Origin of the sequence: Sphingobacterium olei (assembly GCF_005048855.1) — a bacterium.
GTDB lineage: Bacteria > Bacteroidota > Bacteroidia > Sphingobacteriales > Sphingobacteriaceae > Sphingobacterium > Sphingobacterium olei.
This window is the reverse complement of record NZ_SUME01000001.1, coordinates 776,240-801,883: the sequence shown is the minus strand read 5'-3', so window position 1 is coordinate 801,883 and position 25,644 is coordinate 776,240. Positions and strand designations below refer to the sequence as shown.

The 25,644-nt window shown below is 43.3% G+C and carries 26 protein-coding genes; 19 read left to right on the top strand and 7 right to left on the bottom strand.

The window, feature by feature from the left end:
- The first annotated feature begins 195 nt into the window (after positions 1–195).
- Genes FAZ15_RS03425 through FAZ15_RS03410 form a run of 4 tightly spaced genes read left to right on the top strand, consistent with a single transcriptional unit; the run spans position 196 to position 7,977 of the window.
- Positions 196–2,928 (top strand): TonB-dependent receptor, encoded by a 2,733-nt coding sequence (locus FAZ15_RS03425; RefSeq protein ID WP_136899886.1) that lies wholly within the window; start codon positions 196–198, stop codon positions 2,926–2,928.
- A gap of 50 nt (positions 2,929–2,978) precedes the next feature.
- Entirely contained in the window at positions 2,979–4,160 is a 1,182-nt protein-coding gene (locus FAZ15_RS03420) for a DUF4876 domain-containing protein (protein ID WP_162304862.1), read from the top strand.
- 2 nt (positions 4,161–4,162) lie between these two features.
- Positions 4,163–5,722, top strand: a complete 1,560-nt coding sequence (locus tag FAZ15_RS03415) for a DUF6850 family outer membrane beta-barrel protein (RefSeq protein WP_136899884.1) — start codon at positions 4,163–4,165, stop codon at positions 5,720–5,722.
- Positions 5,723–5,754: 32 nt separating this feature from the next.
- Positions 5,755–7,977 carry a HEAT repeat domain-containing protein gene (locus FAZ15_RS03410; protein ID WP_136899883.1) on the top strand — a complete coding sequence of 741 codons (2,223 nt, stop codon included), beginning with the start codon at positions 5,755–5,757 and terminating at the stop codon, positions 7,975–7,977.
- A 40-nt stretch (positions 7,978–8,017) separates the two neighbouring features.
- Here FAZ15_RS03410 and FAZ15_RS03405 read toward each other — a convergent pair whose 3' ends face one another.
- Positions 8,018–8,635, bottom strand: a complete 618-nt coding sequence (locus FAZ15_RS03405; RefSeq protein WP_136899882.1) for a hypothetical protein — start codon at positions 8,633–8,635, stop codon at positions 8,018–8,020.
- Positions 8,636–8,734: 99 nt separating this feature from the next.
- Positions 8,735–9,085 carry a nuclear transport factor 2 family protein gene (locus FAZ15_RS03400; protein ID WP_136899881.1) on the bottom strand — a complete coding sequence of 117 codons (351 nt, stop codon included), beginning with the start codon at positions 9,083–9,085 and terminating at the stop codon, positions 8,735–8,737.
- A gap of 242 nt (positions 9,086–9,327) precedes the next feature.
- On the opposite strand from FAZ15_RS03400, the gene FAZ15_RS03395 reads away from it, so the two are divergent.
- Together FAZ15_RS03395 and FAZ15_RS03390 are read left to right on the top strand one after the other, a co-directional pair.
- Positions 9,328–9,927 carry a DNA alkylation repair protein gene (locus tag FAZ15_RS03395; RefSeq protein WP_136899880.1) on the top strand — a complete coding sequence of 200 codons (600 nt, stop codon included), beginning with the start codon at positions 9,328–9,330 and terminating at the stop codon, positions 9,925–9,927.
- A 192-nt stretch (positions 9,928–10,119) separates the two neighbouring features.
- The gene (locus FAZ15_RS03390; protein WP_136899879.1) at positions 10,120–10,371 is read left to right on the top strand and encodes a hypothetical protein; all 252 of its coding nucleotides are present in this window, start codon (positions 10,120–10,122) and stop codon (positions 10,369–10,371) included.
- Between the two features lie 19 nt (positions 10,372–10,390).
- On the opposite strand, the gene FAZ15_RS03385 is transcribed toward FAZ15_RS03390, so the two are convergent.
- Positions 10,391–10,921, bottom strand: a complete 531-nt coding sequence (locus FAZ15_RS03385) for a cyclic nucleotide-binding domain-containing protein (protein ID WP_136899878.1) — start codon at positions 10,919–10,921, stop codon at positions 10,391–10,393.
- A 285-nt stretch (positions 10,922–11,206) separates the two neighbouring features.
- Here FAZ15_RS03385 and FAZ15_RS22965 point away from each other — a divergent pair, with 285 nt between their 5' ends.
- The 5 genes from FAZ15_RS22965 (at position 11,207) to FAZ15_RS03365 (ending at position 14,640) form a co-directional block, all read left to right on the top strand.
- On the top strand, positions 11,207–11,338 hold the full coding sequence (locus FAZ15_RS22965) for a hypothetical protein (protein WP_262709280.1): 132 nt from the start codon (positions 11,207–11,209) through the stop codon (positions 11,336–11,338).
- A gap of 99 nt (positions 11,339–11,437) precedes the next feature.
- The gene (locus FAZ15_RS03380; RefSeq protein ID WP_136899877.1) at positions 11,438–12,394 is read left to right on the top strand and encodes a hypothetical protein; all 957 of its coding nucleotides are present in this window, start codon (positions 11,438–11,440) and stop codon (positions 12,392–12,394) included.
- 159 nt (positions 12,395–12,553) lie between these two features.
- Entirely contained in the window at positions 12,554–13,552 is a 999-nt protein-coding gene (locus FAZ15_RS03375; protein WP_136899876.1) for a hypothetical protein, read from the top strand.
- A 29-nt stretch (positions 13,553–13,581) separates the two neighbouring features.
- Positions 13,582–14,340: a LytR/AlgR family response regulator transcription factor gene (locus FAZ15_RS03370; RefSeq protein WP_136899875.1), complete on the top strand. Its 759-nt coding sequence runs from the start codon at positions 13,582–13,584 to the stop codon at positions 14,338–14,340.
- 21 nt (positions 14,341–14,361) lie between these two features.
- Positions 14,362–14,640 (top strand): helix-turn-helix domain-containing protein, encoded by a 279-nt coding sequence (locus FAZ15_RS03365; RefSeq protein WP_136899874.1) that lies wholly within the window; start codon positions 14,362–14,364, stop codon positions 14,638–14,640.
- Positions 14,641–14,964: 324 nt separating this feature from the next.
- Here FAZ15_RS03365 and FAZ15_RS22430 read toward each other — a convergent pair whose 3' ends face one another.
- A complete protein-coding gene (locus FAZ15_RS22430) occupies positions 14,965–15,138 on the bottom strand; it encodes a hypothetical protein (RefSeq protein ID WP_162304861.1) in 174 nt (57 codons plus the stop codon).
- A 28-nt stretch (positions 15,139–15,166) separates the two neighbouring features.
- Between FAZ15_RS22430 and FAZ15_RS03360 the strand changes: the two genes are divergently transcribed.
- On the top strand, positions 15,167–15,793 hold the full coding sequence (locus tag FAZ15_RS03360) for a fibronectin type III domain-containing protein (protein WP_136899873.1): 627 nt from the start codon (positions 15,167–15,169) through the stop codon (positions 15,791–15,793).
- Positions 15,794–15,910: 117 nt separating this feature from the next.
- Here FAZ15_RS03360 and FAZ15_RS03355 read toward each other — a convergent pair whose 3' ends face one another.
- The gene (locus FAZ15_RS03355; RefSeq protein ID WP_136899872.1) at positions 15,911–16,099 is read right to left on the bottom strand and encodes a hypothetical protein; all 189 of its coding nucleotides are present in this window, start codon (positions 16,097–16,099) and stop codon (positions 15,911–15,913) included.
- Between the two features lie 53 nt (positions 16,100–16,152).
- Between FAZ15_RS03355 and FAZ15_RS03350 the strand changes: the two genes are divergently transcribed.
- The 7 genes from FAZ15_RS03350 (at position 16,153) to FAZ15_RS03320 (ending at position 22,986) form a co-directional block, all read left to right on the top strand.
- Complete coding sequence (locus FAZ15_RS03350; RefSeq protein WP_238387139.1) at positions 16,153–16,722, top strand: CHAP domain-containing protein; 570 nt, start codon at positions 16,153–16,155, stop codon at positions 16,720–16,722.
- A 146-nt stretch (positions 16,723–16,868) separates the two neighbouring features.
- On the top strand, positions 16,869–17,159 hold the full coding sequence (locus FAZ15_RS03345) for a hypothetical protein (RefSeq protein ID WP_136899871.1): 291 nt from the start codon (positions 16,869–16,871) through the stop codon (positions 17,157–17,159).
- A gap of 164 nt (positions 17,160–17,323) precedes the next feature.
- Complete coding sequence (locus tag FAZ15_RS03340; protein WP_136899870.1) at positions 17,324–18,331, top strand: helix-turn-helix domain-containing protein; 1,008 nt, start codon at positions 17,324–17,326, stop codon at positions 18,329–18,331.
- A 124-nt stretch (positions 18,332–18,455) separates the two neighbouring features.
- Complete coding sequence (locus FAZ15_RS03335) at positions 18,456–20,654, top strand: S41 family peptidase (protein WP_136899869.1); 2,199 nt, start codon at positions 18,456–18,458, stop codon at positions 20,652–20,654.
- 18 nt (positions 20,655–20,672) lie between these two features.
- Complete coding sequence (locus FAZ15_RS03330; protein WP_136899868.1) at positions 20,673–21,179, top strand: MepB family protein; 507 nt, start codon at positions 20,673–20,675, stop codon at positions 21,177–21,179.
- A gap of 15 nt (positions 21,180–21,194) precedes the next feature.
- Positions 21,195–21,914, top strand: a complete 720-nt coding sequence (locus tag FAZ15_RS03325; protein WP_136899867.1) for a 3-keto-disaccharide hydrolase — start codon at positions 21,195–21,197, stop codon at positions 21,912–21,914.
- A gap of 688 nt (positions 21,915–22,602) precedes the next feature.
- Positions 22,603–22,986, top strand: a complete 384-nt coding sequence (locus FAZ15_RS03320) for a hypothetical protein (RefSeq protein ID WP_136899866.1) — start codon at positions 22,603–22,605, stop codon at positions 22,984–22,986.
- Here the strand turns inward: FAZ15_RS03320 and FAZ15_RS03315 are convergent.
- Positions 22,983–24,239 carry a TlpA family protein disulfide reductase gene (locus FAZ15_RS03315; RefSeq protein ID WP_136899865.1) on the bottom strand — a complete coding sequence of 419 codons (1,257 nt, stop codon included), beginning with the start codon at positions 24,237–24,239 and terminating at the stop codon, positions 22,983–22,985. The two genes, FAZ15_RS03320 and FAZ15_RS03315, sit on opposite strands and share 4 nt — an antisense overlap.
- A gap of 7 nt (positions 24,240–24,246) precedes the next feature.
- The gene (locus FAZ15_RS03310; RefSeq protein ID WP_136899864.1) at positions 24,247–25,635 is read right to left on the bottom strand and encodes a RagB/SusD family nutrient uptake outer membrane protein; all 1,389 of its coding nucleotides are present in this window, start codon (positions 25,633–25,635) and stop codon (positions 24,247–24,249) included.
- Between the last annotated feature and the right edge of the window lie 9 nt (positions 25,636–25,644).

Here is a 25,644-nt window from a genome sequence, read left to right as displayed (position 1 = left end):
GACAATCTCTAACTTTGCAAAATGGATAAATTTTATTGTAGAATCATAGGCGAACGTTATCCTACGCAAATACGGGACATAGCAGATCGAAAATAAAAGATATTTGCCTGAAACTAAGCTTCAAATAACATAAAACATACCGCTATTTAGATTTAATTTAAATAACTCTTATATTTGTGGCCTAGATCGTCAAGAATGAATAAAATTTTATTAACCCTAGCCGTCTTGTGGACGCTATCATTACCGAGTCTTTCATATGTTAAAGCAAACCAAAATTTCCAGCAATTATCACAACAAGGTCAAATCCGTGGAAACGTTCAAAATGCTAAAAAACCGGTAGTAGGGGCCACAATTACGTTGCTCGAACTACAGCTTGTAACCACAAGCGATAGCGATGGTCAGTTTACGTTTGAAAAACTACCACCGGGAACCTACACGTTAAAAATCTCCTATACGGGTATGCAATCCACTGAAGTAAAAGCAGAAGTTGGTCAACGTACCACTGTCGAGTTAAAAGAAAATTCGATCGCCATTGCAGATGTGCAGGTCGTGGGACAGGTATCCAATGTAAAAGGAGCTACTTCCACCTTTATCTCCAGACAAGCTATCGAACATCTACAGGCCACCAATCTTGGTGAAGTACTGCAACTATTGCCCGGGCAACTTATTTCCAATCCCTCCTTTTCAGAAGTCAATGCGCCCAGTATACGTCAATTAAGTGATTCTCAAACAAAGAACACGGCATCACTCGGTACTTCGATCATTATTAACGGAGCTCAATTGTCAAATAATGCCAATATGCAAGCGTCTAATACCGCAAGCGCGGGTGTACTATCCTCTTTCTCTACGTCCGCAGGTATGGGTACAGATTTACGTCAAATTTCTGCAGACAATATTGAATCCGTGGAAGTCATCCGTGGAATCCCCTCCGTTGCATATGGCGACTTGACCTCAGGTGTTATCGATGTCAAGACAAAAGCATCCGTAGAACCCCTGCAGACAAAATTCAGGCTCAATCCTACGCTAAAACAAGTATGGGCGGGAAAAGGGTTCGATATGGGCGCACATAAAGGGGCACTATTCGTCGATGCAGATTATACTTATGCCGCCAATAAGCCAATACAGACGAGCGAATCCTACCAACGTTTTAACACCTCCTTACAATATACCAATACATTTGGCAATAGGAACCAATTGTATACCAACAGCACACTTGCAGTTGGAGGTTACTACGACGACAGTAAGACAGACCCCGATCTCGCCGTTAATCAAACCATCAATCAAGCCGAGAATTACGACTTACGTTTCTCTACCAACGGACGATGGAACGTTAACAGGCGATTTGCCAGAAACATACAGTATGTTTTTGCTGCGCAGCTCGGTTTCCAAAACGGGATGCAGCAGCGTTTGAATACCGGCGATGTGAGCGCTGTGTCAAATGCACTTACCGATATAACCCAGGAAGTGGGTTATTTACCATCAAACTATTTGCAACGCATCCGCATAGAAGGCAAGCCACTGAGCCTACAGGCCAAACTATCGGACAACTTTTATTTTTCGACCGGACGCGTGCAACACGGTATTTTGGCCGGAGTGCAGTATGCTTTCGACAAAAACTACGGTGCGGGAAAATATTTCGATCAAACCTTACCCCCGAAAGCTACCAGTGGACTTGGCTTCAGGGGTAGGTCATTCGACGATATACCCGGTCTACACCAACTATCGGGATTTATCGAAGATCAAATTTCGGCCCGGATAGCAGATCGGGAATTAAGTATAGTAGCCGGGCTACGTTACGACCACATCCAACCTTTCCAAGACGATAACAAGTTCGCCTTTTCGCCACGGATAAACGCTTCCTATACCGTGTGGGACAATCTAAAAATACGTGCGGGATACGGTTTAAGTGCGAAACTTCCCACCCTTATATATCTATATCCCGAAAATGCCTACGCCGATATATTCAGTTTAAACTATTATAAAGAAAACCCCAACGAAAGTTTAGCCCTGATGACCACCCGAGTTTTTAACACGGTGAATAAAAAATTAGAAATTGCAACCTCTAAGAAAGCGGAAATAGGTCTGGATTATAAATGGAACAACAATAAACGACTTTCGCTAACCTATTATCAAGACAATACCGCGAATGCGTACGATATGACACAATATTACAACTTTACTACCGTGCCGCGATATACGGTAGTATCACAAGAAGCTAACGAAAAGCCTGTACTGAGTGATGTTGTAAAAGACTCTTTATTTGTGGTAGATTACAATACACCAACGAATAATGTACATGTTAGAAACAAAGGTTTTGAATTTGAGCTAGACCTGGGGCGGTTTGCATCGATCCGGACTGCTTTTACACTCACTGGTGCTTACAGCTATACTAAACGAGAAGGCAACCTACCCTATGTGTATGGACATCAAGTGGCTAACCAACCTTTTGATAAGCTTGGCGTATTTAATGCCCGTGGACAAGAGCATGAACTATTTATTTCTACTTTACGCGGCATCCATCATATCCCTGAGATCCGTCTCATCATAAGCCTTACCGCCCAGACTATTTGGATAGACAAAAACCGTTACTTTAACTACACAAGTCGTCCTTATGCCATAATTAATATTACGAAAAATGGAAATAGGGAGGTTATTCCATTATCAGAGGCCGAGATCGCTGCTATTCCGGAGACTTCAGGCCTTTATATCAGCGTAGCCGATACATATCACCGAGAGGAATCCTGGAAACCGCTGTGGTTGTTTAATATGAAAGTGACCAAAGAGTTTGGGAAAAATTACGGTTTCTCTTTTTATGTCAATAATATCACCAACAACAGGCCTTTACAAGCGAGCACAAGATCTCCGACAGAATACGAAAAGCGAAATATACCCATCTTCTTCGGTAGTGAGTTAACTTTTAAGTTTTAAACCCTATACATAAAGCTATTTGCTATTACAGAATGAACAATTATATCAATATGAAATATATCAAGGCGGTACTCCTTATCTGCTCGATCAGCCTTTTGGCTAGCTGTCGAAAAGATTTCACCGAAATAGAATCGGTTGCGGTCGTATTCCAATTACGTTTTCCAGACAATTTCAGCGAAGGATCTATTCCTCACGATATCGGCATACAGATCCGTAACAATATTACGGGCGAATTAAAAATGGTTTCGTCCGATCAAGAAGGGAAGATAGCCCTAGATCTTATACCCGGCACATATTCCTTCACCGCGTCCCATACCTATACCGCGGAAGAATCTGACAACCTCATTGGGCATGCTGAAGAATCATTTGTCAACGCAAGTCTGACACCTATCGTCATTACAGAAGCCACCCAAATCGAAGTCAAACTAAATGGAAGTCGAGCAGGCGGTTTGGTGATCCGCGAATTTTATTATTCCGGTGTGCCTACCTCCTATTTCTACGACTGTTTCGTCGAAATCTACAATAATTCGAATGCAACAATCTATATGGATAGCCTCTATATGGGCAATACCAAGTCAGCAAGTTCAGCCGCATATGGTTTTATAAACGAGGTCGATTCGGTATATTTAGCCCAAGTATGGATGATTCCCGGATCAGGCCAGGAGCGATCGTTAGCTCCGGGTCAATCCCTTATTATTGCCATGGACGGTATCAACCACAAAACCGATCCAAATGGAAATCCAAATTCACCCGTAAATCTGGGGCCGGGTATTGCCGATTTTGAAACGTATTGGCCATATACCAATCGAGATACCGATGCACCAGATGTACCGAATCTAATCCATGCCTACGCCAGTACAACCGCCGGATTCGACTGGTTGCCAGGTGTTGGAGGAACAGGACTGGTACTATTTAAATTGAATGGTTTTGATGACCTCCCTGTAAGTAAGGAGCCCGGCACCAGTTCAACTACCCAATATAAAGCAGTGCCCACTTCGGCCGTGATAGACGCCTTAGATGTCGTTTCCAATAGCAATATTACTGCAGACAAAAAGCGGCTCCCGGTTACGGTCGATGCCGGTATGACTACCGTTGGCGCTTCTTATAGTGGAAAATCCGTCCGCCGTAAAATTAAGAATGTGATCAATGGGCAGACTATCTTCCAAGACACCAACAATTCATCCGCAGACTTTGAAATCAACGATACTCCCTCACCCCGAAAATGGAATTAACCATGCATACTAAAATTTTATATACCGTCGCCCTGCTGGCTATCTCTTCCATTTCCAGCGCGCAGCATATTCAACAAGATCTCGAAAAGTTCAGACAGCAAGAGGTTGTGCTGAACAGCGATAATGCAGCATTTCTGCAACAAACCAAATTCAGCAATATCGGAAATACATCCCTAAAATACGATCTCACCAAAGGTGATTTCAAACATCCACTTATGGCCCAGGAGCAACAGTACGTTGGGTTTGCATCCGAGCGGTACCAACAGCTAGAAGACTGGAAGTTTTATGGTAAGTTCAATCTCGACGTAGGAAATGAAAAAGAAGTCGCCTACACTACACAACTTAATCCCCTTCGAATTAACCCCTATACCGTGGTCGATTCGTTGGGTGGCAATTGGAATAAGCAACGTTACGGTTTACAGGCAAAAATAGCATCTCCACTTGTCAACGACAGAATAGGATTTGGGCTGGGGCTCCAATACAAGGTCAGTACCGGTGCACGACAACGCGATCCAAGACCCGAAAACACCAACAATTATTTGGAATTAACACCGTCTTTAACATATGTTCTCGATCCTAAAAGCACGCTTGGCATCAACGGTAACTACAGCTATTTTGTAGAAGATCTTGCCGTATCCAACATCAATACACAGACCGTGCATAATATGTACAAATTGATCGGCCTGGGCGAATATGTTGGAAGTAGCCCGCTGTTTATTTCATCCAGTCCGATTACGCGGAAGTATACCGGAAATAAATTTGGAGGAAGCCTACAGTATCTCTATCAATCCGAAAACATTAAATTACTTGTAGATGGCTTCCTAAACACCTATTCTGAACATGCTACCGATGGTGTGGTATTTCCGCAGCAGGCAGGTAAACATCAATATCTCCAGTACGGTACCCATATCGTATCGAATATAATCCGTGAATCGGCCTTGCATACATTCCGTATTAACTGGGATCAAAAAGACGTCGACAATACCGAATATCATCAGTACCAAGATCCAACGACACGCGAATACATCACCTTATTTTCAGATGTCTTTAACACCAATCTCGTCACTGAGGCTTCTATAGGCTATCAGATGGGTAGCCTGAAGGACAATATCCTACAATGGCAAACGGGTATTTCGGTAACATACGATGGTTTGGACAACCGCTACGCCAGCAACCAGAGCCAACAAACCGTAGATCGACTAACCTACCGGGCCGACTTTAAACGGTACTTTGTTTCTGAAGATGCATCGGGTATACATGTCCAGGTAGGATTTATCTATAGCGATGCCGTGAACGCGGATTTCGCCTATGATGAAAAATCGTATAGTACGAATTTTATCGCCCATCATATCCTCTACCCTGCCAATCAGTTTTTATCCATCAACTATTGGGGAGCCGACGCAGCTTTACAATATAACTTTAAAAGAACCGAAAATAGAAATAACCAGTTTTACGTCAGGTTATCCGGCAACTACCTGCAGCCTACCTCAAACGAGACCTATTTCAACAAAGATATGTCAAGAATCCAGGGGCAGCTAAGTATTGGATTATATTCTTTGTAATATTGCACATCATCGCTAAAAACGTATACTTTATGTTAAAAAATAAAATCATTGCCTGCTTGCTTGCCTTATCCAGCTTCGGTCTGGCACATGGACAGCAGATCGAAAAACCTGGGATTAAATCCAGTACGACCTTTGCTATCGTCATCGATAGCGAAACTTACCGGGTTGCTCGAGAGGAGGTCATCGCCTATAAAAATACCATCGAGCAAGACGGTCTAGGCACCTATATTCTGGTAGACGAATGGAAAAACCCCGAAGCGATACGCACTGAGCTCCTAAAGCTCCATCAGCAAAAATCTTCACCTTTGGAGGGTGTCGTATTGGTGGGCGCCATTCCGATTCCAATGATACGAGATGCGCAATATCTTACTTCGGCTTTCAAGATGAACCAAAAAATTCGTTGGGATAAATCGTCTGTTCCCTCAGATAGGTATTATGATGATTTTGATCTACAGTTCGATTTCTTACGTCAGGATACCACCAAAGGCCGCGAGCACTACTTTTATTATAGCCTGAAACCAGCGTCTACACAATTTATCGAGATGGACATTTATTCTGCGCGGATCAAGCCACCGATAGAAGCGGGCGAAGATCCCAAACCCAAGATAAAGGAATATCTACAAAAGGTAGTTAGGCTCCGTAAAGAGGATAACCGCTTGAGCGATATGATTGTTTCCACTGGTCACGGATACAATTCAAATTCCATCAATGCCGTATCAGGAGAAGCCCTAGCGTTGAAATCCCAGTTCCCAGATCTTTTTAAACCCGGAAATTCAATCAAATTTTTGAATTACAGAAATGCCGAGTTTATTAAATTCAACCTATTAAGCGAACTAAAGCGCCCCGGATTAGACTTTGCCTATATGACCGGTCATGGCACCGCCACGCTGCAATTGTTAAACGGATACCCCGAGGCCTCCGCTCCACAGCCATCTATGGCCAATGTTGCGCGTTATCTCCGTTCGAAAATGCGGAATGCGAAAGAAGATGGCAGGGATACTGCACAAGTCAAAGAAGGATTTAAAACATCTTTGGGGGTAAATGAAAAATGGTTTACGGATGCCTTTGATCCCTCGTCCATTGCTGAAGACTCTATTTACAATGAGCACATGGATATGCAGATACATGATATCCGTGATGCAGGTGTACAGGCACGTCTTGTCTATTTAAACTCCTGCTTAACCGGATCATTTCACCTCGACAATTATTTGGCGGGGTACTATCCGTTCTCTAAAAATGAAAATATTACAGCCTTAGCAAACTCTATAGGTGTATTACAGGATCTATGGCCCGCCGAGCTCATGGGTACATTACAGCATGGTGTACGCGTAGGCCATTGGCTTAAGCATATTGCTTACCTAGAGACCCATCTTCTGGGCGATCCTACATTTTCTTTTACCGCTTCAACCGGTAATTCGCTTAACGAGGCTTTAGTCAGCAAAACAAACGATAAAAAATACTGGCAAACGTTGCTGACAAAAAATGATGCCGATCTGCAAGCGCTCTCACTCGTATATCTAAGCCGTATCTTACCACAAGAAGATGCTTCTCCATTACTACGTAAGTACTATTTCGAATCCCCTTTTGAAACCGTCCGTATGGAAGCCTTTCAGTTACTGCGTAATTTTGAAGATTCCCATTATTTTGATGTGCTACATGCCGCAAAAACAGATTCATACGAATTTATCCGCCGACGGGCAATATATGACCTAGCTGATTTTGGTGGAGATGATTTTGTGAAAGACCAGTTGGAATTTTACGCATCCGACCCGCATTCCGAGCGTATCGCCTACCGTACGAGATGGAATTTACAGTTCTTGAACCCTACGTTAGCCCATCGGTATATTGATGAAGTGATCCGAAAAAATCCCGCATTAGTTCAGGCTAGTACACTAGCCGACAAGCTAGATAAAGACATCGCCTATCATGCAGAAAAATTGGAAAAAAGTAAAGCTACGCTAACCGATACAACAAAGGCAGATAAAGATCGTATCAGTGAAATGAATAGTTTAAGACTATATCGGCAACATGCATTGATTCCAACGTTGATCAGTATAGCACAAGATCAGGAAGAGTCTGCCGAGCTGCGAAAAACAGCCTTAGATGTGATGGGCTGGTATGTCATTTCGGTGCACAGACCAAAAATTCAAGAAGCATGCGACCTGATTTTAAACCAGGAAAAGGCTCCTAAAGAAGTAAAAGACGAAGCCTTAAAAACGAAGAATAGATTGCGTGCAAAAATGCATGGATAATAGAAAAGGGCATTGCAAAATGTGCAATGCCCTTTTCTATTTATTTTCCATGATTATGTTCCATCGGTGGAGTGATCATAATATGTGCCTTATAACCTCCTTCATCCATCAACCAAGGTGTACCCAGGTTATTATGCTTACTCGATAAGCCAATATCTTCGGCTTTCGCAAACGGCATGTAAATGACATATCGTCTTTGTGCATCTTTAATTTCCCCAGTTTCTTTGATTACATCAGAAGCCTTTCCCCAATAGCCATATAAAATGGTCGGTGTCTGCGGGATAACTAATTTCCCGTCTTTAAACTCTTGCTCACGTATCGCATCCCGCTCTTTTCGTTTACCTTCTGCGATTAATTGGCGACCACGTTCCATAAAAGGATCCAAGGATTGTGGGTAAGCATATGCATAATACGTAGACATTTTGAAATCAGGCGCTAAACAAACCATTTTACTGTTATTAAACGCTTCTTGGAGCACAATAAATTTACCTGTTTCATCGTATCCGTATACCTTAGCACCTTCTCTTAAATCGGCAGGAGCTGCCTGCAGGGCAATCTTTATTTGTGTTTCTTTAGGAAGTGGCTTACGCTCGTCTTGCTGGGCAATCGCTAAGGATGATAATCCCAGACAGAAGAGCAAAAATATATTTTTTTTCATCTGTGTTTTTTTCCAAATTTAACTAAAATGCTTTGTATTCACGAATAGAACATAATACGTCCAAACTTATATAGTAAAGCTTGAAAGTGCAAGCATTTTTTATTCGCCAAACTTATAATGTGCTCTGACTTTACTTACTTTCCCTTCCTCATTCAATTCCATATATTCTGCCGAAAAGGAATTATTCACGCTTCGGTAAAACAGTACCGTTGAATGTGCTCCTTTGAGTTCGTGATAGAATTCAAAATGCAGGTCGGGATATTTTCGCAGGGCTTTTGAAAAGTATTCCCTTAAATCACTTTTAATAGAAATTTTGCCTTCTGCGTTTATTCCCATTTGCTGAATAATGGGCGAAACAAAATCTATGCTTTCGCTGTAATGTTCCATTATCTTGTCTAAATCATGGCTGTTCCATGCATCGAGCCACTCGTGGACAAAATTGGTATTCATATCCGTTTATTTTGATTAACTGTTTTAAATAATTTCCTCTTAACTCAGCCCAAACATGGGCGATGTTTCTATATCCAATAGATTGCGTTAAGTTTACTAACTGTAGGCGGTTGAGCCACGGGCAACGCTGGTCATATTTTTGTTTATACTAATATAACACTTTTCAAATAACTTTTCACTAAGTTTACTATACTTTTTCCACATCAAGAATGAATGCGGTGAGGGTCAATAAACTGGGTAATATGGATCAACTATTGGAAGGTATAAAGAAAATTGAACACGGCTTTAAGCACATTGTCGAAGCTGGTGGTCTTATCCTAAAAGATAAATCGTACAATCCTTTTGACCTAGCTGTAAGCTTCTCAACCGATGAATATTATCAGGTAAGGATGTTGGCGACCTATTTGTTCGGGCAGCTTTCTGCAGACGATCCTCGCGCACTTGAAATGCTGGAAACACGGATTGCACATGACACCAATTGGAGAGTGCAGGAAATGCTGGCAAAAGCATTTGATCATTACTGCCAGATCATTGGCTATGAAAAAAGTTTACCAACCATACAAAAGTGGCTGTCAGACAAAAACGCAAATATAAGAAGAGCTGTTATTGAAGGATTACGTATCTGGACAAGTCGTCCTTATTTTAAAGATAATCCTACCTTAGCCATACAGCTCATCAGTTTACACAAATCTGATGATAGTGAATACTTACGTAAATCCGTTGGCAATGCACTTCGGGATATCAGTAAACATCATCCCGAGAAAGTATTAGCTGAAACCTCAACCTGGGACTTGACTGATAAGAAAACAACATTTACTTATAAGCTTACCAAAACGAAATAAAAAGCAAAACTGTACATCAGTAAAAGATAAAAAAGCTAGAGCCCTTATCACAAAAGGCTCCAGGCTTTTACTTATGCTCTACCTAGGCCCTTTATTAACCTTGGTGAACTATTTTGAAATAAGAATTTTTGCAGCAACTTATCAAATAAATATTTACCTTCATGCAAAAGTTGATCTACCTTAAGATGAATTATGAAAGAGAATGAAATTAAAGCGCTAAGCGACCAAGAGCTGTTAGACAAGCTTCAGAAAACAAAATCCAACAAAATAGTAAGTGCAGGATTTATTGGCTTATTAATAGGTATATCCCTGTATAGCATATGGAAAAATGGGGTAACCTTTTTTTCCTTTTGTCCGTTGGTGTTTGCAGGGATATTGGTCAATAGGCATAATAAAGTCGGCAAAGCAATAGAAGATGAATTGCATCATCGAAATTTAAGTTAAAGGCTAGTTAATAGCTTTACTAAAACAACCTACGTAAATATTCTTCACTCAAACCGATATAACGGGCAATATCCCGCCGTGACATGTAGTTGATTACATCGCCATGCATTGATTTAAAATATTCCACCCGCAGCACCTTAGTCATTTCCAGTAGATCCGTCCGATCCTGGCTTTGCTCATGCCATAGATCCAATAGACCATCATAGATATATAATACCCTAGGGTATGCCACCACTATATCGTACAGACTAGATCTTCCCAATACAAGCAATCGACAGTCTTTCAAAGCATAGAAACGCTTATTGTGCGGGTGTAAAGGCACGAAGACAAGCTGTTGTGATTTAATAATTCGACATACCTTTTCATCTTTATATTTGAGGATCACGCCTTCTGCGAGAAAATAGATATCGCCGGGGCTAACTGGAAGCCGATCATTTGCCTGACAGCAGATCAACGATAAATGTTTCTTAAGCACCTCCCACTCTTCTTCCATTTTATCTGGCGAATAGCCCGCGAGCATGCTTCTTAGCTTTAGAAAATCTATTTTCATCGTTCTTCATATTTGGTTATAGATGCCTGCATAACTATTTAAAAAAGTAGTAAATAAATCATTTTATTTATAAAGAGGTTTATGAACTAGATGAACACCCTCCATAGATAGATTAAATTTTTGAAGTACATTCAAGATGTGCTGATGCCGCTCGCTCAACCATTGGTAAATAGTTACACTCATTTTTGACAAAGTACTGCACCTTCGCTTTTGTGATCACGCTCAATTAATCATCGGAGCAGGGCGCTCCTCCGATGACACTTTTAACATTTAAAAAAAATTAAAATGAAAAGAGACGAATCCATGATCGTAGAGCAAATGACGCTCCGTGCAACTCCGACAATCGCGTTGGGTGAAATTCTTCTATACGAAGATTTACTGGACCGGGAGAAAAAAAACGATCTCGTGTGGCTATAGCGCCGACATTTGATTAATCCACAAGTGAAGATCCGACGTGGATCAACCGCGTCAAGCGATCTTCACTTGTCTATTTATAAACCTAAACATTTAACGTACATGAAAAACCTATTATCTATCGCGGGTAATGCACGGTCTTATCGTCAATTTGCCCATTATTGCCACAACCTTACCCTACTCTTTCCCGACATCACCCTCGAAGAGAGTGCCACTTATTATTCACAAACTATGGCGTTGCAACAGCCTACGCCCTTCAAGCCAGGCGAGATCGACGCTGTACTGCTCTCGCGGATACAAGCCATCACGTCCAACTATCAAAACCGCTGCTGTATCTGGATAGCGTTTCACACCGGTCCTTATCCGCTCTTGGTACATCTGCTACATTATTGCAATGGTACGCCCCTTACGGTTCTGATGAGTGCGCAGGCCTATAACGATTATAAAAGTGCATACGATGATCGGCACCTAAATCTCCCACATATCGATATGATCGACGTACAGCAGCCCAGGGCCATTTGGTCCATACATCGTGCATTACTTACAGGTCGGCAGCTACTTGCTTTTATCGACGGCAATATGGGATCGACTGTAGACAGCAGAAACCGACTTTCTATTTCCTTTGGCAAACACGTCTGGCAGATTCGAACGGTGCTGCCTCACTTGGCCCATCAATACGGCGTACCACTAGTTCCGCTATACCTGGTATATACACCTTGGGATGCATTGACCTGTTTTGGCGGGCGTGCTTACTATCCCACCGGGATGATCCGCACCGATTTTGTAAACCAAAGCTTACAATCCATCTGCGGTGACTTCGTAAAACAATTGCCTAGCGCGACAGCAAATTGGAAAGGCTGGCTGTTTGCCCACCACGATATTATCCGCTCTGGGATCGGCCAGTCCTACCCCACAGCAGATGCTGACCTATTACCCTACCCTACAACAAAAAGACATTATGTGATGAGTCGAATCTCGGGTCAATTTATGGAGGTGGATCTGCCATATTTTCAACATATTAAGGTATTTATTGACAAATTAGTAAATATTTATCAATAGGTAAACTATTTTAATAGTTAAATAAGTTTGGTAATTTCGGTTTGGCAACGGACAAACTAGTCCCTCTATCTACCCAAATACAGTACGATGATTAAACAAAGCTATGAAAGACCGCGGTCTCTTTTTGTCCATATAATTATACTTGTTGGTTACACACTTATGTGGCACAAACTCAACGCACCTTACAATAAAGATCTTTATTGGTGGAATACCTGTGCCATCGCACTTGTGTATAGCAGTTTATATTTTGCCGTGCGGCACCTATTTTGGCGCATCATAGAAAAGAAAATCAGCACGAGAACTTTTATCGTACAAATGCTACTGCTTTATGGTATACTTTATATGGCCGTACTGATGCTGCTCTACCTACTACCGCGTAGCTCGACACATGTAATCTATAAGTCGCATCTGCCCATCCGATTAGACGACCTGCTACTGGGTACCATACCCTTCTTTGTCCGGTACAGTATGTATGCCATCTTTAGCGTTTTGATCGAGCGGCACTCCTATTTACAGTATCTCAAGTGGCGCGCCAAACGGCGCCTTGCGTCGCTCAAAGATGAAATCAGTGCGACGCAGCGCAGCCTGCACAAAAACGAGCTACAGCAGCATATCCGATCAGGCTCGTCACACGGTCTCGGTAATCTTTTGCAGGAGCTCTATGACTGGGCTGATCCGGGCAAAGCAAGTGCGTTGCCCCACATGGAAGTCATTGTACACTACCTTCTGGTGGGTTTTTCTAACTATGAGCAATCCGCCTATATGAGCCTGCAACGCGAAATCGACATGGTTAGCAGTCTGGCAGCCCTCTATGACAACAAGATTCGGGGAAGATTAGGCATTACGGTCGAAGGGAAGGTCGCCGGACGGAAGATTCCCCGCTTCCTATTGCTCTCGCTTGCACATGATATCGTCAAGCACGCCGACTGGTCATCACCCCATTGTCTTGCTGACATGCAGATCAGGGTGACAGATGAAAAATTTGTTCTGCACATCCGCAATACGCGTGCTGCAACAGCAAACTGGCATACCGGACACGACGGTACAGGACTACAGCGCCTGAGAGACAATCTGGACGCCCTGCATCCCGGTCAATATTTACTACATCACCATATAGATGAAAATCTATTCGATCTCCATTTAGAAATCCACTATTAACGCAATTAATCAATTTTAAACATAGACACATGAAACAAAAAAAAATTCGAGTAATGGTCGTCGATGATGAACCCGAAGCCTTGAAAAGCGTCTCCGAGTTTGTCCGTAAAACCAAGATCTTACACCTAGTATCCAGCGAGAAAGACCCCACGGCAGCACTCCATAAAATTTTCCGATTAAATATTGATATCCTCCTCATCGACATGGAGATGCCGGGCCTGTCGGGTCTGGATATTTTCGAGCAGATCAAACACCTTACTCTGCCATCGCCGGGGCGTCGGCCACTCCGTGTTATAGCATCCTCGGCCCATCGCGAATATGCAGCAGAAACCTACCGGCTCCGTTTTACGGACTACCTCGTAAAGCCGTATAGCTACAGTACCTTTATGGACAGTATTAATAAGGTGCTCGAAAGCTGGGATACCTCATACGTTCGTCCGCCACAGATAGACGAACTGTTTTTCGTACGCGAAGCGGGAAGCCTGGTCCAACAGCGCATCGATTTCAGCGAAATCGTTTACCTACAAGCAGATGCCATGGAAACCTGGATCTGGCTGGACAACGATACTAAAAAAATCATAAGGCTGGGTCTCGGCCAAATTGAAGCGAGTTTACCGGTTGAGACCTTCAAGCGATGCCACAAATCCTTCATAGTCAATGTCGATTATGTCCGCAAAGTTGTTGGCGATAGCATCGCGCTTCATCATATTAAAGAAAGCATACCCTATGGTGCCACCTACAAACAAAAGGACTTTGGTTTATGGGTTATTCATAATTCATTAGTGTAACTATCAGAAAAGAGAAAACGTATGGATGATTACCTACACCGCTTATACTTGACACTCAAGCGCATGCACGAACTGATGGAAAACATCAGCAGTAATACAGACCTGATGGCAGACAAAAAAGACCAGGGGATTTTACTACGCGACGATGTGATCAAGTATCTACGCATTAGCGACCGTACTTATAAGCGCTATGTCAATCAGGGAAAACTGATGCCGCACCGTATAGGCAACATTGATACCTATCGAAAAGAGGACATCGAGCCGCTGTACAACGACCGTAAACGTCGGGGACATATCTAGCACCTTTGCCTTTTTCAGACGGCATCGGCGTCAATCTTGATGCACCAAGACAACAACTTGGTGCATCAAGTTTAGAAGAAGGCTGCAAGAGTTTCCAACTTGATGCATCAAGATCCAGTCCGGCTGCGTCCAAACTGAAACTTGATGCACCAAGTTTCAGACAGGCGTGCACAAGTTTCAAACTTGATGCATCAACATGCAAAGATGATGCGTCCAAAACCAAACTTCCCCCATCAAGTTTTCATCTGGTTAATACCTCCTTCACACTTGATGCCATAAGATTCAAACTTTCCCCATCCTAAGTCATACTTGTGCATGCCTCCTTCACACTTGATGCATCAAAAATGGCCGACTATGCCCCCTCACCGCGCTTACATTGGCCCCATATAGGCCAATTCGGGTCATTTCGGGGCCAATTCGGGACAACCGCCCGTAACTGGCTTTCTGCATCCCTATGTTTGTTCTACGATCAGCGGGAAGCGCGCTTCGCTGATCCATGGTTTAACAAATTTAAAAAGACACTGTTATGGTGACAACACACAGAGCCCTGAATGGCTTTAAAAGCATGAAAGATGACGAACTCGTCATCACTGTACAGACTATCGTCCGAGCGATGGATGGAAACACACACTTTGCCACGCCCAGTCCGACCCTTGAAGATGTACAGACGCAGCTGGACGATTTTACGGCTAAGCTTGCCGCAGTACGCAAACGCGGTGCGCCGGAAGACACGGCCTTAAAAAATGAAAGCCGTGTGATCCTGGTCGACACGATGGCCAAGCTATCGTATTACGTTAATCTTACCGCCAATGGGGTACTATCGGTATTGCTTAGTTCCGGCTTTCCGACCAATCCACTGCCCGCGGCCGCACAGCCGCCGGTAAAGGTGGTAGGCGTACGTCTATTGGACACCAATCAGTCCGGACAGGTGCGCCTGCAATTTCAGATGCAGAAGAGGGTACGTATTTACGAGTACCAGTATGCGAAAGCCGCTGATCCGGAGAATTGGTCAGAACGTCAAAGTACGACCGATTCGCGGATCACGATTATCGCGCCGCTGGAGCCCGGTATCCGCTATTTTTTCCAGGTGCGGGCCGTTAATCAGCACGGCGCCGGCGACTGGAGCGATAGCGCATCCATTATCGTCAGATAGTTTATGCATTCGAGGTGCCTCGGCACCTCGTTTTTTCACCCTTTAACACGATCAAATATGAACACACTTAAACAAAGCGCTTCCTATACCGCCATGCCGGACGGAAGCCTTACCCTCCTATCGAAGCTGTTGCTTTATCTCATTTGGCTTCTCACTTTCTTTATCATGGCAGACAGCGTCGTCAAATTGGTCGATCCTTCGGCAGCGGTACTCGACATTGGTATTCTTTCGATGCTCCTCTTTGGTATCATCTGTGGCATAGCCGCCATTTTCTGTAGCCTTTGGTTGCAGGAGCTGCTCTGGCAACCGTTTAAGACCATCCGTCAAAACCTAAGTACACATCTAAACAAACTTTCATCATGGCAACACTGTATTCTTTATTTCTCGGTTTTCTTTTTATTACTCTATGCCACGCTCTGGGCCCTGGCAATAGTCATATAAAAGAGTGCGAATCTGCCAATCCGCGAATGCGCATCCACGACATTGCCACTGCCGAACTTGGTGTTCGGGAAGCAACAGGCCACAACGACGGGGAGCGTGTAGAAGCGTACCTACGCTACACCCATTTGGGCAAAGGATACGAGTGGTGTGCCGCATTTGTGAGTTGGTGCTATGGGCAAGCAGGTCTACGCCAACCCCGCAACCCCTGGAGTCCAGCCTTGTTTCCGAAAGCCCGTACATACTGGAAACAGGGCAAATTTATAGATCGGCAAATCCACGGATTTGCAGTGGCAGATATATTCGGGATCTATAGCGCTACGGCCAAGCGGATCAACCACGTTGGCCTGGTCAAGCAGCAGCAGGGCGATTATATTGTAAGCATTGAAGGCAATAGCCATAACCGGGTCGAATCCCGACGCCGGCATCTACGTACCATCTATGCCCTATCAAACTGGGTAGATGGACCGTCGGCAAATATTCATCCCTAACGAAAGAAAACATGCTAAAAATATTATTTCTCATCCCCCTGCTCTTCTACAGTTGTAATCTGTATCGAGAACGGCAGACGACTATGCAGCAGGACCAATCCCGTCGAGAAGAGCAGGCGCTGCACTATGAAGGTTATCGCACCGCTATGCGCGACAGTAGCGAGCGTCATTGGTCCTTTTGGACCGATGGCTGGCTGTATTATCATCCCGATTCGGGGCTTTTGGCCCAGGGAGGGCAGCTAGAGCTTCGTGAGTCTGGTATCCGGCAATGGCAATCCGAAGACGATATGCTTCAGCACGTGCAGAACAGTCAAGAAACGACTACACTCCAACAAGACGAACAAGTCGAATTAAAGCACAAAAACAGCTTCAGCTTTTGGCTTTATGTGATTCTTGCTTTCGTTGTTATTTTAGGGTTCAGCAGCTATAGGCGCTGAACCCAACTATTACCAACATTACCCCAACTTTAACCAACGTTTTCCCAACTTTCACCAGCATTTTGCCAACTTTAACCGGTTTTTGGATTGGTTTTCCCTGTACCTTTAATCTATGTACAAAATAGATTTCGTCAACATATTTAAATACCATAAAATCATCCATTATGAAGAAAAGTTTCCATTTACAACTCCACGAATATTTTAATTCCGTAGAAAGCCTCAGCGAGCTACAACTCGAACCTACCCTCCTGATGCAGCATGCGGAAGCCAGCTACTGGAAGACCGGTAACGACGAGGCCATCCTACAGGAATTTGACGGGCAGCGGGGTTTCCTCTATCATCTTGATGTTACCCTCGAAGCGGCTCGCATGATTCCACTTGAAATCGACCGGAGCGATCTGCATATCCTGTACGTATTATCCAGTGATGGATCCCTCTTTCTATACGATGCAACTGCCGATCCCCTTACCGACATCGCTTACGAGCGGGCGCGTTACCTTTATTTGCCACCTGATGATTACGCGATAGAACTGCCTAAGGGCCGTTCGCAGATCTTCGGGCTTTATTTTAGCGGGCGGATATTCCGACAGGGCAACGAGCGACCCTACGATTTTCTTAAGCCACTCATTGCCGCCTACCGCGATAAAGCAGCGGAACCACAATGCAGTATCGATTTTAGGGTCGGTCCGCAGACGAAGCTACAGATCGAAATCATCTGTAGGGAACTACGCGCCAAGCAGCTCAATAACGAAGCTTTTATCTACGCCAAGCTGATCCAACTGATCGAACTCTCCTTGGAAAAAGTTGGGCAGGAACAGACGAAAGAGCAGCATGATAAGCGCATTGCGGTCAATGCGCGAAACCTACTGGCGCTGTATATTGAAGACGAAGGACAGTCTGCCAGCTTGAAAAGATTAGAAACAGATTTAAAGCTCGATTCGGATACCATAAGCCGGTCTTACAAACGCTATTTTGGAACGACCTTAAGCGACCTACGAGAAGAATTGCTATTGGAAAAAGCAAAAGAATATCTCCGCGCGGGGCATACCGCTACCCAAACTGCTTATGCACTTAATTATAGTTCGCCCGAAGCGTTCTTCCATTTCTTTAAAAAACATGCCGGAATGACTCCCACCATTTACATACGAAGGTTACGAACGGTAGAAGAGTAATTTGATGGAAGATAATCGGTAGCTATTTTAAAAAAACTTTTAAATTTCTTTTAAAATACATAAATTCAAGAACTTATTAATTAAGGGAGATAATTTAAGGGAGATAATTTACTGCAATGAACTTATGAAAAGAATTCTGTTTCTATTTCTTACGCTTTCTACATTATATTCTCACGCCCAGCAAAACGATAAATTCAATTTAGGTTTTGAAGAAAAAAAAACAAATGCCGCCCTAGCTACAGGTTGGTTTAAATGGGGCACTTATAATCTTACAATAGATTCACTAAGCCATTCGGGCAATCTCGCTGCAAAGATCACGTCTGATGAAGCGAGCGGTAGCTTCGGAAGTATTGCGTACAGTATTCCAGCCAATTACAGTGGCAAAACGATCAAGCTCGAAGGATACATGAAAATAAGGGACGTTGAAGGCTTTGCCGGGTTGTTGCTGCGTATTGATGGCGATGGAAAATCACTCGTTTTTGATAACATGCAGAATCAACGGGTAAAAGGCACCAAAGATTGGCAAAAATACAGCGTCACGCTCGATTATCCGGAAGATGGAGAACTTATCCTTGTAGCGGGTATGCTATCCGGCAAAGGGGAAGCTTGGTTTGACGACTTTGTGGTCACGATTGATGGTCAGGACGTGCAGATGCTAAAAGAGAAGCAATTACCAAAGCCCCAAACAGACAAGGAGTTTGATAATGGTTCATTGGTCGAACTCCAGGAACTGAGCGCACAACAATTAGACGATCTTGAATTGTTGGGAAAGATTTGGGGATTCTTAAAATACCACCATCCGGAGATAGCCAAAGGCAATTATAATTGGGATTACGAACTGTTTCGGTTTGTTCCCTCCTATATTGCGAACAAAGGAAAGGTAGAGCGGGACGAACTGCTTGTTCGCTGGATCGGCTCACTAGGTGAAGTCAAAACCTGTCAAAATTGCGCAACCTCAAACGACAATGCTTTTTTAAAGACCGACTTAGGCTGGATCGATAAGCAAGACGAAAGCTTAAGAAATGCTTTGCAACATATCTATAAAAATCGCGGTCTGGGCAAGAATTATTACGTCGCTATGAATCGCGGTGTCGGAAACCCCGATTTTAAAAATGAAAATCCCTATACAGCGACATCTTATCCCGATGACGGATTCAGATTGCTATCATTGTTCAGATATTGGAACATTATAAACTATTTCTTTCCTTATCGACACCTCACAGACAAGAACTGGGACACGACATTACGCGAATACCTGCCTCTTTTTGTACAGGCTAAAGATGAATTAGCTTACGAACTTGCTGTACTCCAAATCATAGCCGAGGTCAACGATACCCACGCTGGTCTTGGCCAAGGGGCCGATAAAATTGCGACATGGAAAGGCACTTATTATCCCACATTCCAGACCCGCTTTATTGAAGATAAACTTACGGTAACCGACTTTTACTATCCCGAACTGCAGGAAAGTACTGGACTTGCCGTCGGTGATGTAATCCATAGTATCGACGGAAAAAAAACTGATGATATTATTGCCGAACGAACACCCTATTATCCGGCTTCTAACAAACCCGTACAGTTACGGAATATGACATACGACCTGTTGCGATCCAATAAAGAATCCATAGAAATCGAATTTACGTCTGCTAGTGGCTTAAAACAAACGAAGACCTTGGCGCTTTATTCGAGTGAGAGCCTCAGGACATTCAACTGGATTAACCCAAAGCCGCCTGAATCTTTCAAAATGCTCGATGATAATATCGGTTACATTACTTTACAAACGATCAAAGACGATGACATACCGCTAATCAAGGAAAACTTTAAAGACGCAAAGGGCATTATCATTGACATACGTAATTATCCGTCTGCAAATGTTCCATTTAGTTTGGGTTCATATTTTGTGTCATCTCCAACTGCATTCGTTAAATTTACAGGATCAAGTGTTAGTAATCCTGGTGAGTTCGTCTTTAGAAAAGGCGTCGACATAACACCTGGGGATAAAAACTATGCAGGGCCTGTTGTCGTTATCGTAAACGAAATCAGCCAAAGTGCGGCTGAATACGCGGCGATGTCTCTCCGTGCGGGACAAAATACGACAGTGATTGGTAGTACTACTGCCGGGGCAGATGGAAATGTTTCTACAATTCATCTTCCGGGCGGCCTGCAAACCAAGATTTCGGGTATAGGTATTTATTATCCTGATGGTAAAGAAACGCAGCGTGTAGGCATTATTCCAGACATCGAGGTTAAACCGACTATTGAGGGCATACGCAGTGGAAAAGACGAATTGCTCGAACAGGCGATCGAATTTATAAAGCGCCAATAATAGCGCTACCTTTGTAGCATGACGGATGAAATACAGATATTACAACAGATCTTATTCGAGCCACTTGGCCTAAACCTTAACGCCCTCGAAGCCGATCAAGAAGTCGACGAATATAGCGGCTTCAACTTTCGGCTAAATGCGTTGTCTGTTAAATACCGTATGGCCAAAATAACACCGAAGAAAGTTGGGCAGTTTGTTACGCTCTGGAAAAGAGGTGCCGATGGACAAACCCAGCCTTTTCAACTTGATGATCCTTTTGATTGCTACATTATAGCTGTTCGGCAGGATGATCAATTGGGTATATTTATTTTCCCAAAGGCGGTACTCGCCGAGAAACAGATCCTCAGCAGTGCACAAAAAGAAGGCAAGCGCGGCTTCCGCCTCTACCCTGCCTGGGATACGCCGACAAATCGTCAAGCGCTAACTAGCCAAAAGTGGCAATGTGAATACTTTTATGATTTGACGAATAGCAAGGAAGTTTCTATGGAAAAGATCAGCGCCCATTTGAAATGGAAAGCACATTAATTATCTTAGCAGCCTATGAAACTTTTATCCTATTGTATAGCTGCACTTTTTATCATTGGCTGCACGTCGAATGAACAACGCATCAATAAACTGAGCTCCGCTCAGCAGCGCGAGGGATGGAAGCTTTTGTTTGATGGGAAAAGCCTAAATGGCTGGCACCTGTACAACTTAGGCGATACCTCATCGAAATGGACCGTTAAAGATGGGGAGCTTATCTGCGACCCTCGAAAACCGGACGGTGTGTTTGCTGATCTGGTTTCCGATAGCAGTTATCGTGATTTTGAATTGTTATTTGACTGGAAGGTGGCAAAGGGTGGCAATAGCGGTGTATTCATCAATGTCGAAGAAGATGCGAAGTATGCCACAACATTTGCAACAGGACTTGAAATGCAACTGTTGGACAATGCGCATGCGGAAGAACGTCACAAAAAAGATTCTACCCATTGGGCGGGTTGCCTCTATGGTGTCGACTGCAAAGGGGCAGACTCTAACCCCGCGCCATATAACAGCTGGAATCGGGGCAGGATAAAACAGCAAGACGGGATCGTGAGCTTTTGGCTCAACGACAAGCTCACCTTTACTTCAGATATCAACAGCGCAACATTTAAACAACACGTTGCAGATAGCCACATGAAAGCCTATCCGGATTTTGCAACCTACAGCAACGGTAAAATTGCCTTGCAAAACCATACCGATTCTATTGCATTCCGTAATATTTTTATAAAGCCGTTGTAAGTAGATCAATCAACAACCGCTGAATCTACTTTTAACCAGCATTACATTCATCCGGTTTTTTCTCAAAACCTATCAGTTCAGCAAATCGCTTCCTATCAGTTCGCGAGATAAGATGTGCCATACCTTTGTTTTAGACAATCGGTACTAATTAAGTAACCGTATCTAGAAACAAAGATATAGCAAAAATGAAAACAAGAGCAGAACATATAATTGGTTACATCAGATCTTCTAAGCAGCTGACAATCTTCACGGTATGCGTTGCGCTTGGCTTAATTTGTTATTACGCTTCGGTATTTTCTGGACTATCATTAGAAGGACACCTCTTGATGACTATAGTGTTATTAGGATTATCGACCCTCGGTTGGTACTTGAGTGGCCCAACCAACCCAATCGATACAGCGGTACGCTATAAAAAATCGATCAAGCTGTTTTGCACCTTCCTATTGTTAGTCTCGATACCGGTCTATCATATTCTTTTGGTTGTTTATAGGCGTTTTCCAAGAAAGTTTGCTCCCTTCCCGGGCAGGCCGGTATGGGAATAAATTATGATACGTGCTGATATACCCCGTAAAAATTATATCCGGGGCTTAATGATCACTCCACCCCGCTAAAGAACGATGGGAGATCAATATCTAACATAAAGTTTTTTGAGGCAACCTTTTTTTGCTATTATAAAAAAGACCATAGGATGAATAAATTCATCAAAAAATCAATCGCAGTAGCAGGCGCGGTAGCACTTGCACTAACAGCAACAGTAGGATTCTCAGCTTTTAAACATGTTGAGGAAGAAAATAAAGTAATTACTAACGAACACTGGGATTTCATCGGGGCGGCCAATCCTGCCGACAATGACCCCACCGACGCTTCCCAGTATGCGTTAGCAACCTCGGTAGAAGCATGCGACGTTGGTACGGAAGCCTGTCAACTTTATGCACCTTCTAATGGATCTCCGACTAATCCACAACCGGATCTTAGTCAGCCAGCTCCAAATTTCAGTTCGCAGACCGTGGCGCAACGCATAGCAAATGCGTTGGATAACAACGGTAACGAGACCTTGACGATGAAAGATTAATTCTTTTCGATGACAAGCGTCTCTATTTCATGATCTAGAATTTTAAAGGTTAGTCCATAAGATTCTAGGTCATGATTTATTTTATCTATATCGTCTAGCTTGGTCAGATCCACATCCAACACCAGCCCGTTATACGCTGTAAAATCTAAATCCTTTTCGATTACAGCCGGCAGATGAAATGGAATCCTGTTTATTGTTCTCAGTAATCCTTTAACTGATACCCCGTTTTCATCCACATTAACTTTCTCTATTTTCGACGCAGACACCCTCGATAGAACCCAACATGGTCTTTTAAGATTTTTCAATTGGACATCCAAACCGAAATATAAATTAAGCTGTTGAACGATCCGTTCATTTATTTTCGATTGCGACATGCTTAATGGGAACACCATTTCATAACAATAGGTATTTTTCGTATTCCATTTAGAGCGAGACCCTAATTTAGGGCTATAAAAGTATTTATCACTACCGGCCGTGTCTACAAGAACCTGCGCATTAAAAAAATCCAGATCGTACGTCCTTGAAAAATTTCGCAGGTACAGCTGTAGGAAATTTAAATTGATCGCAGTGAGCCGAATCTGCTTCTTCACCGGGTCTACCTGCGATTTACCTCCCCACACCAGGCCCTCCATATGATCTGAAACCATTGACGATATAAACCGCTTCGGTGTATTGGTATGGTTAAAATTATCTGGATTAAAGACCAGCATCGCTTTATTTTTGTCATAGGGGAAATCCCATTTTACGGGCCATGACGTGGAGTGCCCCTGCAGATAGGACTTAATATAATCTATACTTAAGTACTCTCTACCTGTAAAAGCTTTCGCTATCCCTTTCTCGTCGATCCATACAATATGAGGTTGGGCGATATGCCTAAACTTCTGATGCAGTATCGTGTCGGCAGCGATGATCGGAATGGTCGATGACTTTCCAACCTCAGAATGCTGTAGGAATTTGTCAACCTTTTCTACCGGCTCATGCATCACCATAAAGAACTCCATGTTTTCGCCAAAGAGCCTTTTTAGCGATTCCATTTTGCCTAGCGATTCAATGCACGGTGGACAATAGGTCGATCCGAAATCGAAAACAATATGTTTTCCTTTTAATTCGCTGAGATCCATACTGCGGTGCTCGCTGTTAAGAATATTTTCAATTGTCAGCGGCGGTAGTTCTTCGCCAATTCCAATAGGTGTTACAAGTGTCTGTGCATATAACATTGATGTCAGTTGCACTAATATAAAAAGAAATCTCATTTCAGATCTATTTGGGGTTTTGTTCTATTCCTGTTTTTACAATCACTTCCTGTGGGATCAGGAAGGTATATCGCTGATCATTTGGGGGCAGAGTATACTGAACAGTTTCCCCACCTACCACTAATTCCCGGCTAATGGATTTTGCAAATCCAGTGTCTTTATTTAAGCGCCTTAGATCAGAAAACCTCAATCCGCGCATCAACAGCTGTTTACGTCTTTCGTCGAGCACGAGCTGCAAAGCTTCATCATCGTTTAGTCCCTGAAACGGAACGAAACCAGATTTATCATAGCGATGCTCCAGTAGAACGTTGAGATCTTCCAACCCTTTCTCGGCCTCTCCCTGCCGAATACGAGACTCCGCACGAATTAAATAAAGCTCGTCTGTCGATAACCCTATAAAATACGAATTACCTATAATACCATGGTATGCCCCCTTAAAACCATAATGTCCACCGCTTTTTTGGCTAAAAAAGACGGTTTTACGTAGATCGTTTTCCGAATACATATCATATAAGCCTTTATCTATATTGGCACGGTTGGGGTGCAGTACCGTCGCACCATAACTATAGGCAAAGAATATCGTCTCATCATTAAACCGCTGAAATGGTATAGGTGCGGATTTATCGATCGTACTATAATCAATGAGCTTCGCCTTGTCCATCAATGCACGGTCAGCATATAGCCCAGCATGGGTATAATCATCTATGGAAAGATATATCCTCGCCAATAATGCCAGTGCAGCAGCTCGGCAAGGTTGTGTGGTTACGTTTACCTGTGTAGGCAAAAGGCTCAGTGCTTCCTGAAGATCCTTTAGTATCTGTCCATAGGTATCAGCTATCGTAGCACGTGTGGTGGGCACACTAAAATCCGACGATACCCGGATTGGAATACCTAGACCATTATTTTGACTATCCTGCACATAGACTCCTGCATATATCTGCGCGAGTTGATAGAAACAGAAAGCCCGAAAAAACAGTGCACCTCCCTTAATTTCGTTCCTTAGCACGCTGTTATTCCCTTCCATATTGGGCAGTTCATCCAATATGGTATTCGCGTACAGTATAACCTTATACGGATTTCGCCAGTGGAAATTGATATCCGCACGTGCGAAATCCGAACTGCTTTCAAATTTGTAAAGACTTTTATAGAATTCAGAAAGGCCGTTAAACACATCCGTCGTTAAATAGTAATCGTCCGTCGTAATCTCGGACAGACCCGGATACGCATTGTAGTTGAGCTCGTTTGCCGCATTCAACAGCAGCTGTAGATCATCCAGGGTTTTTGGCGTGACAATCTGTGGATTTGGCTTTTCGTCCAAAAACTTATCACAGGATGAGGAGACGAAAACAGCTATGACTCCAATAAAGATATTTTTTATAGTTAAGTAGATATTCATAAGTAGCTA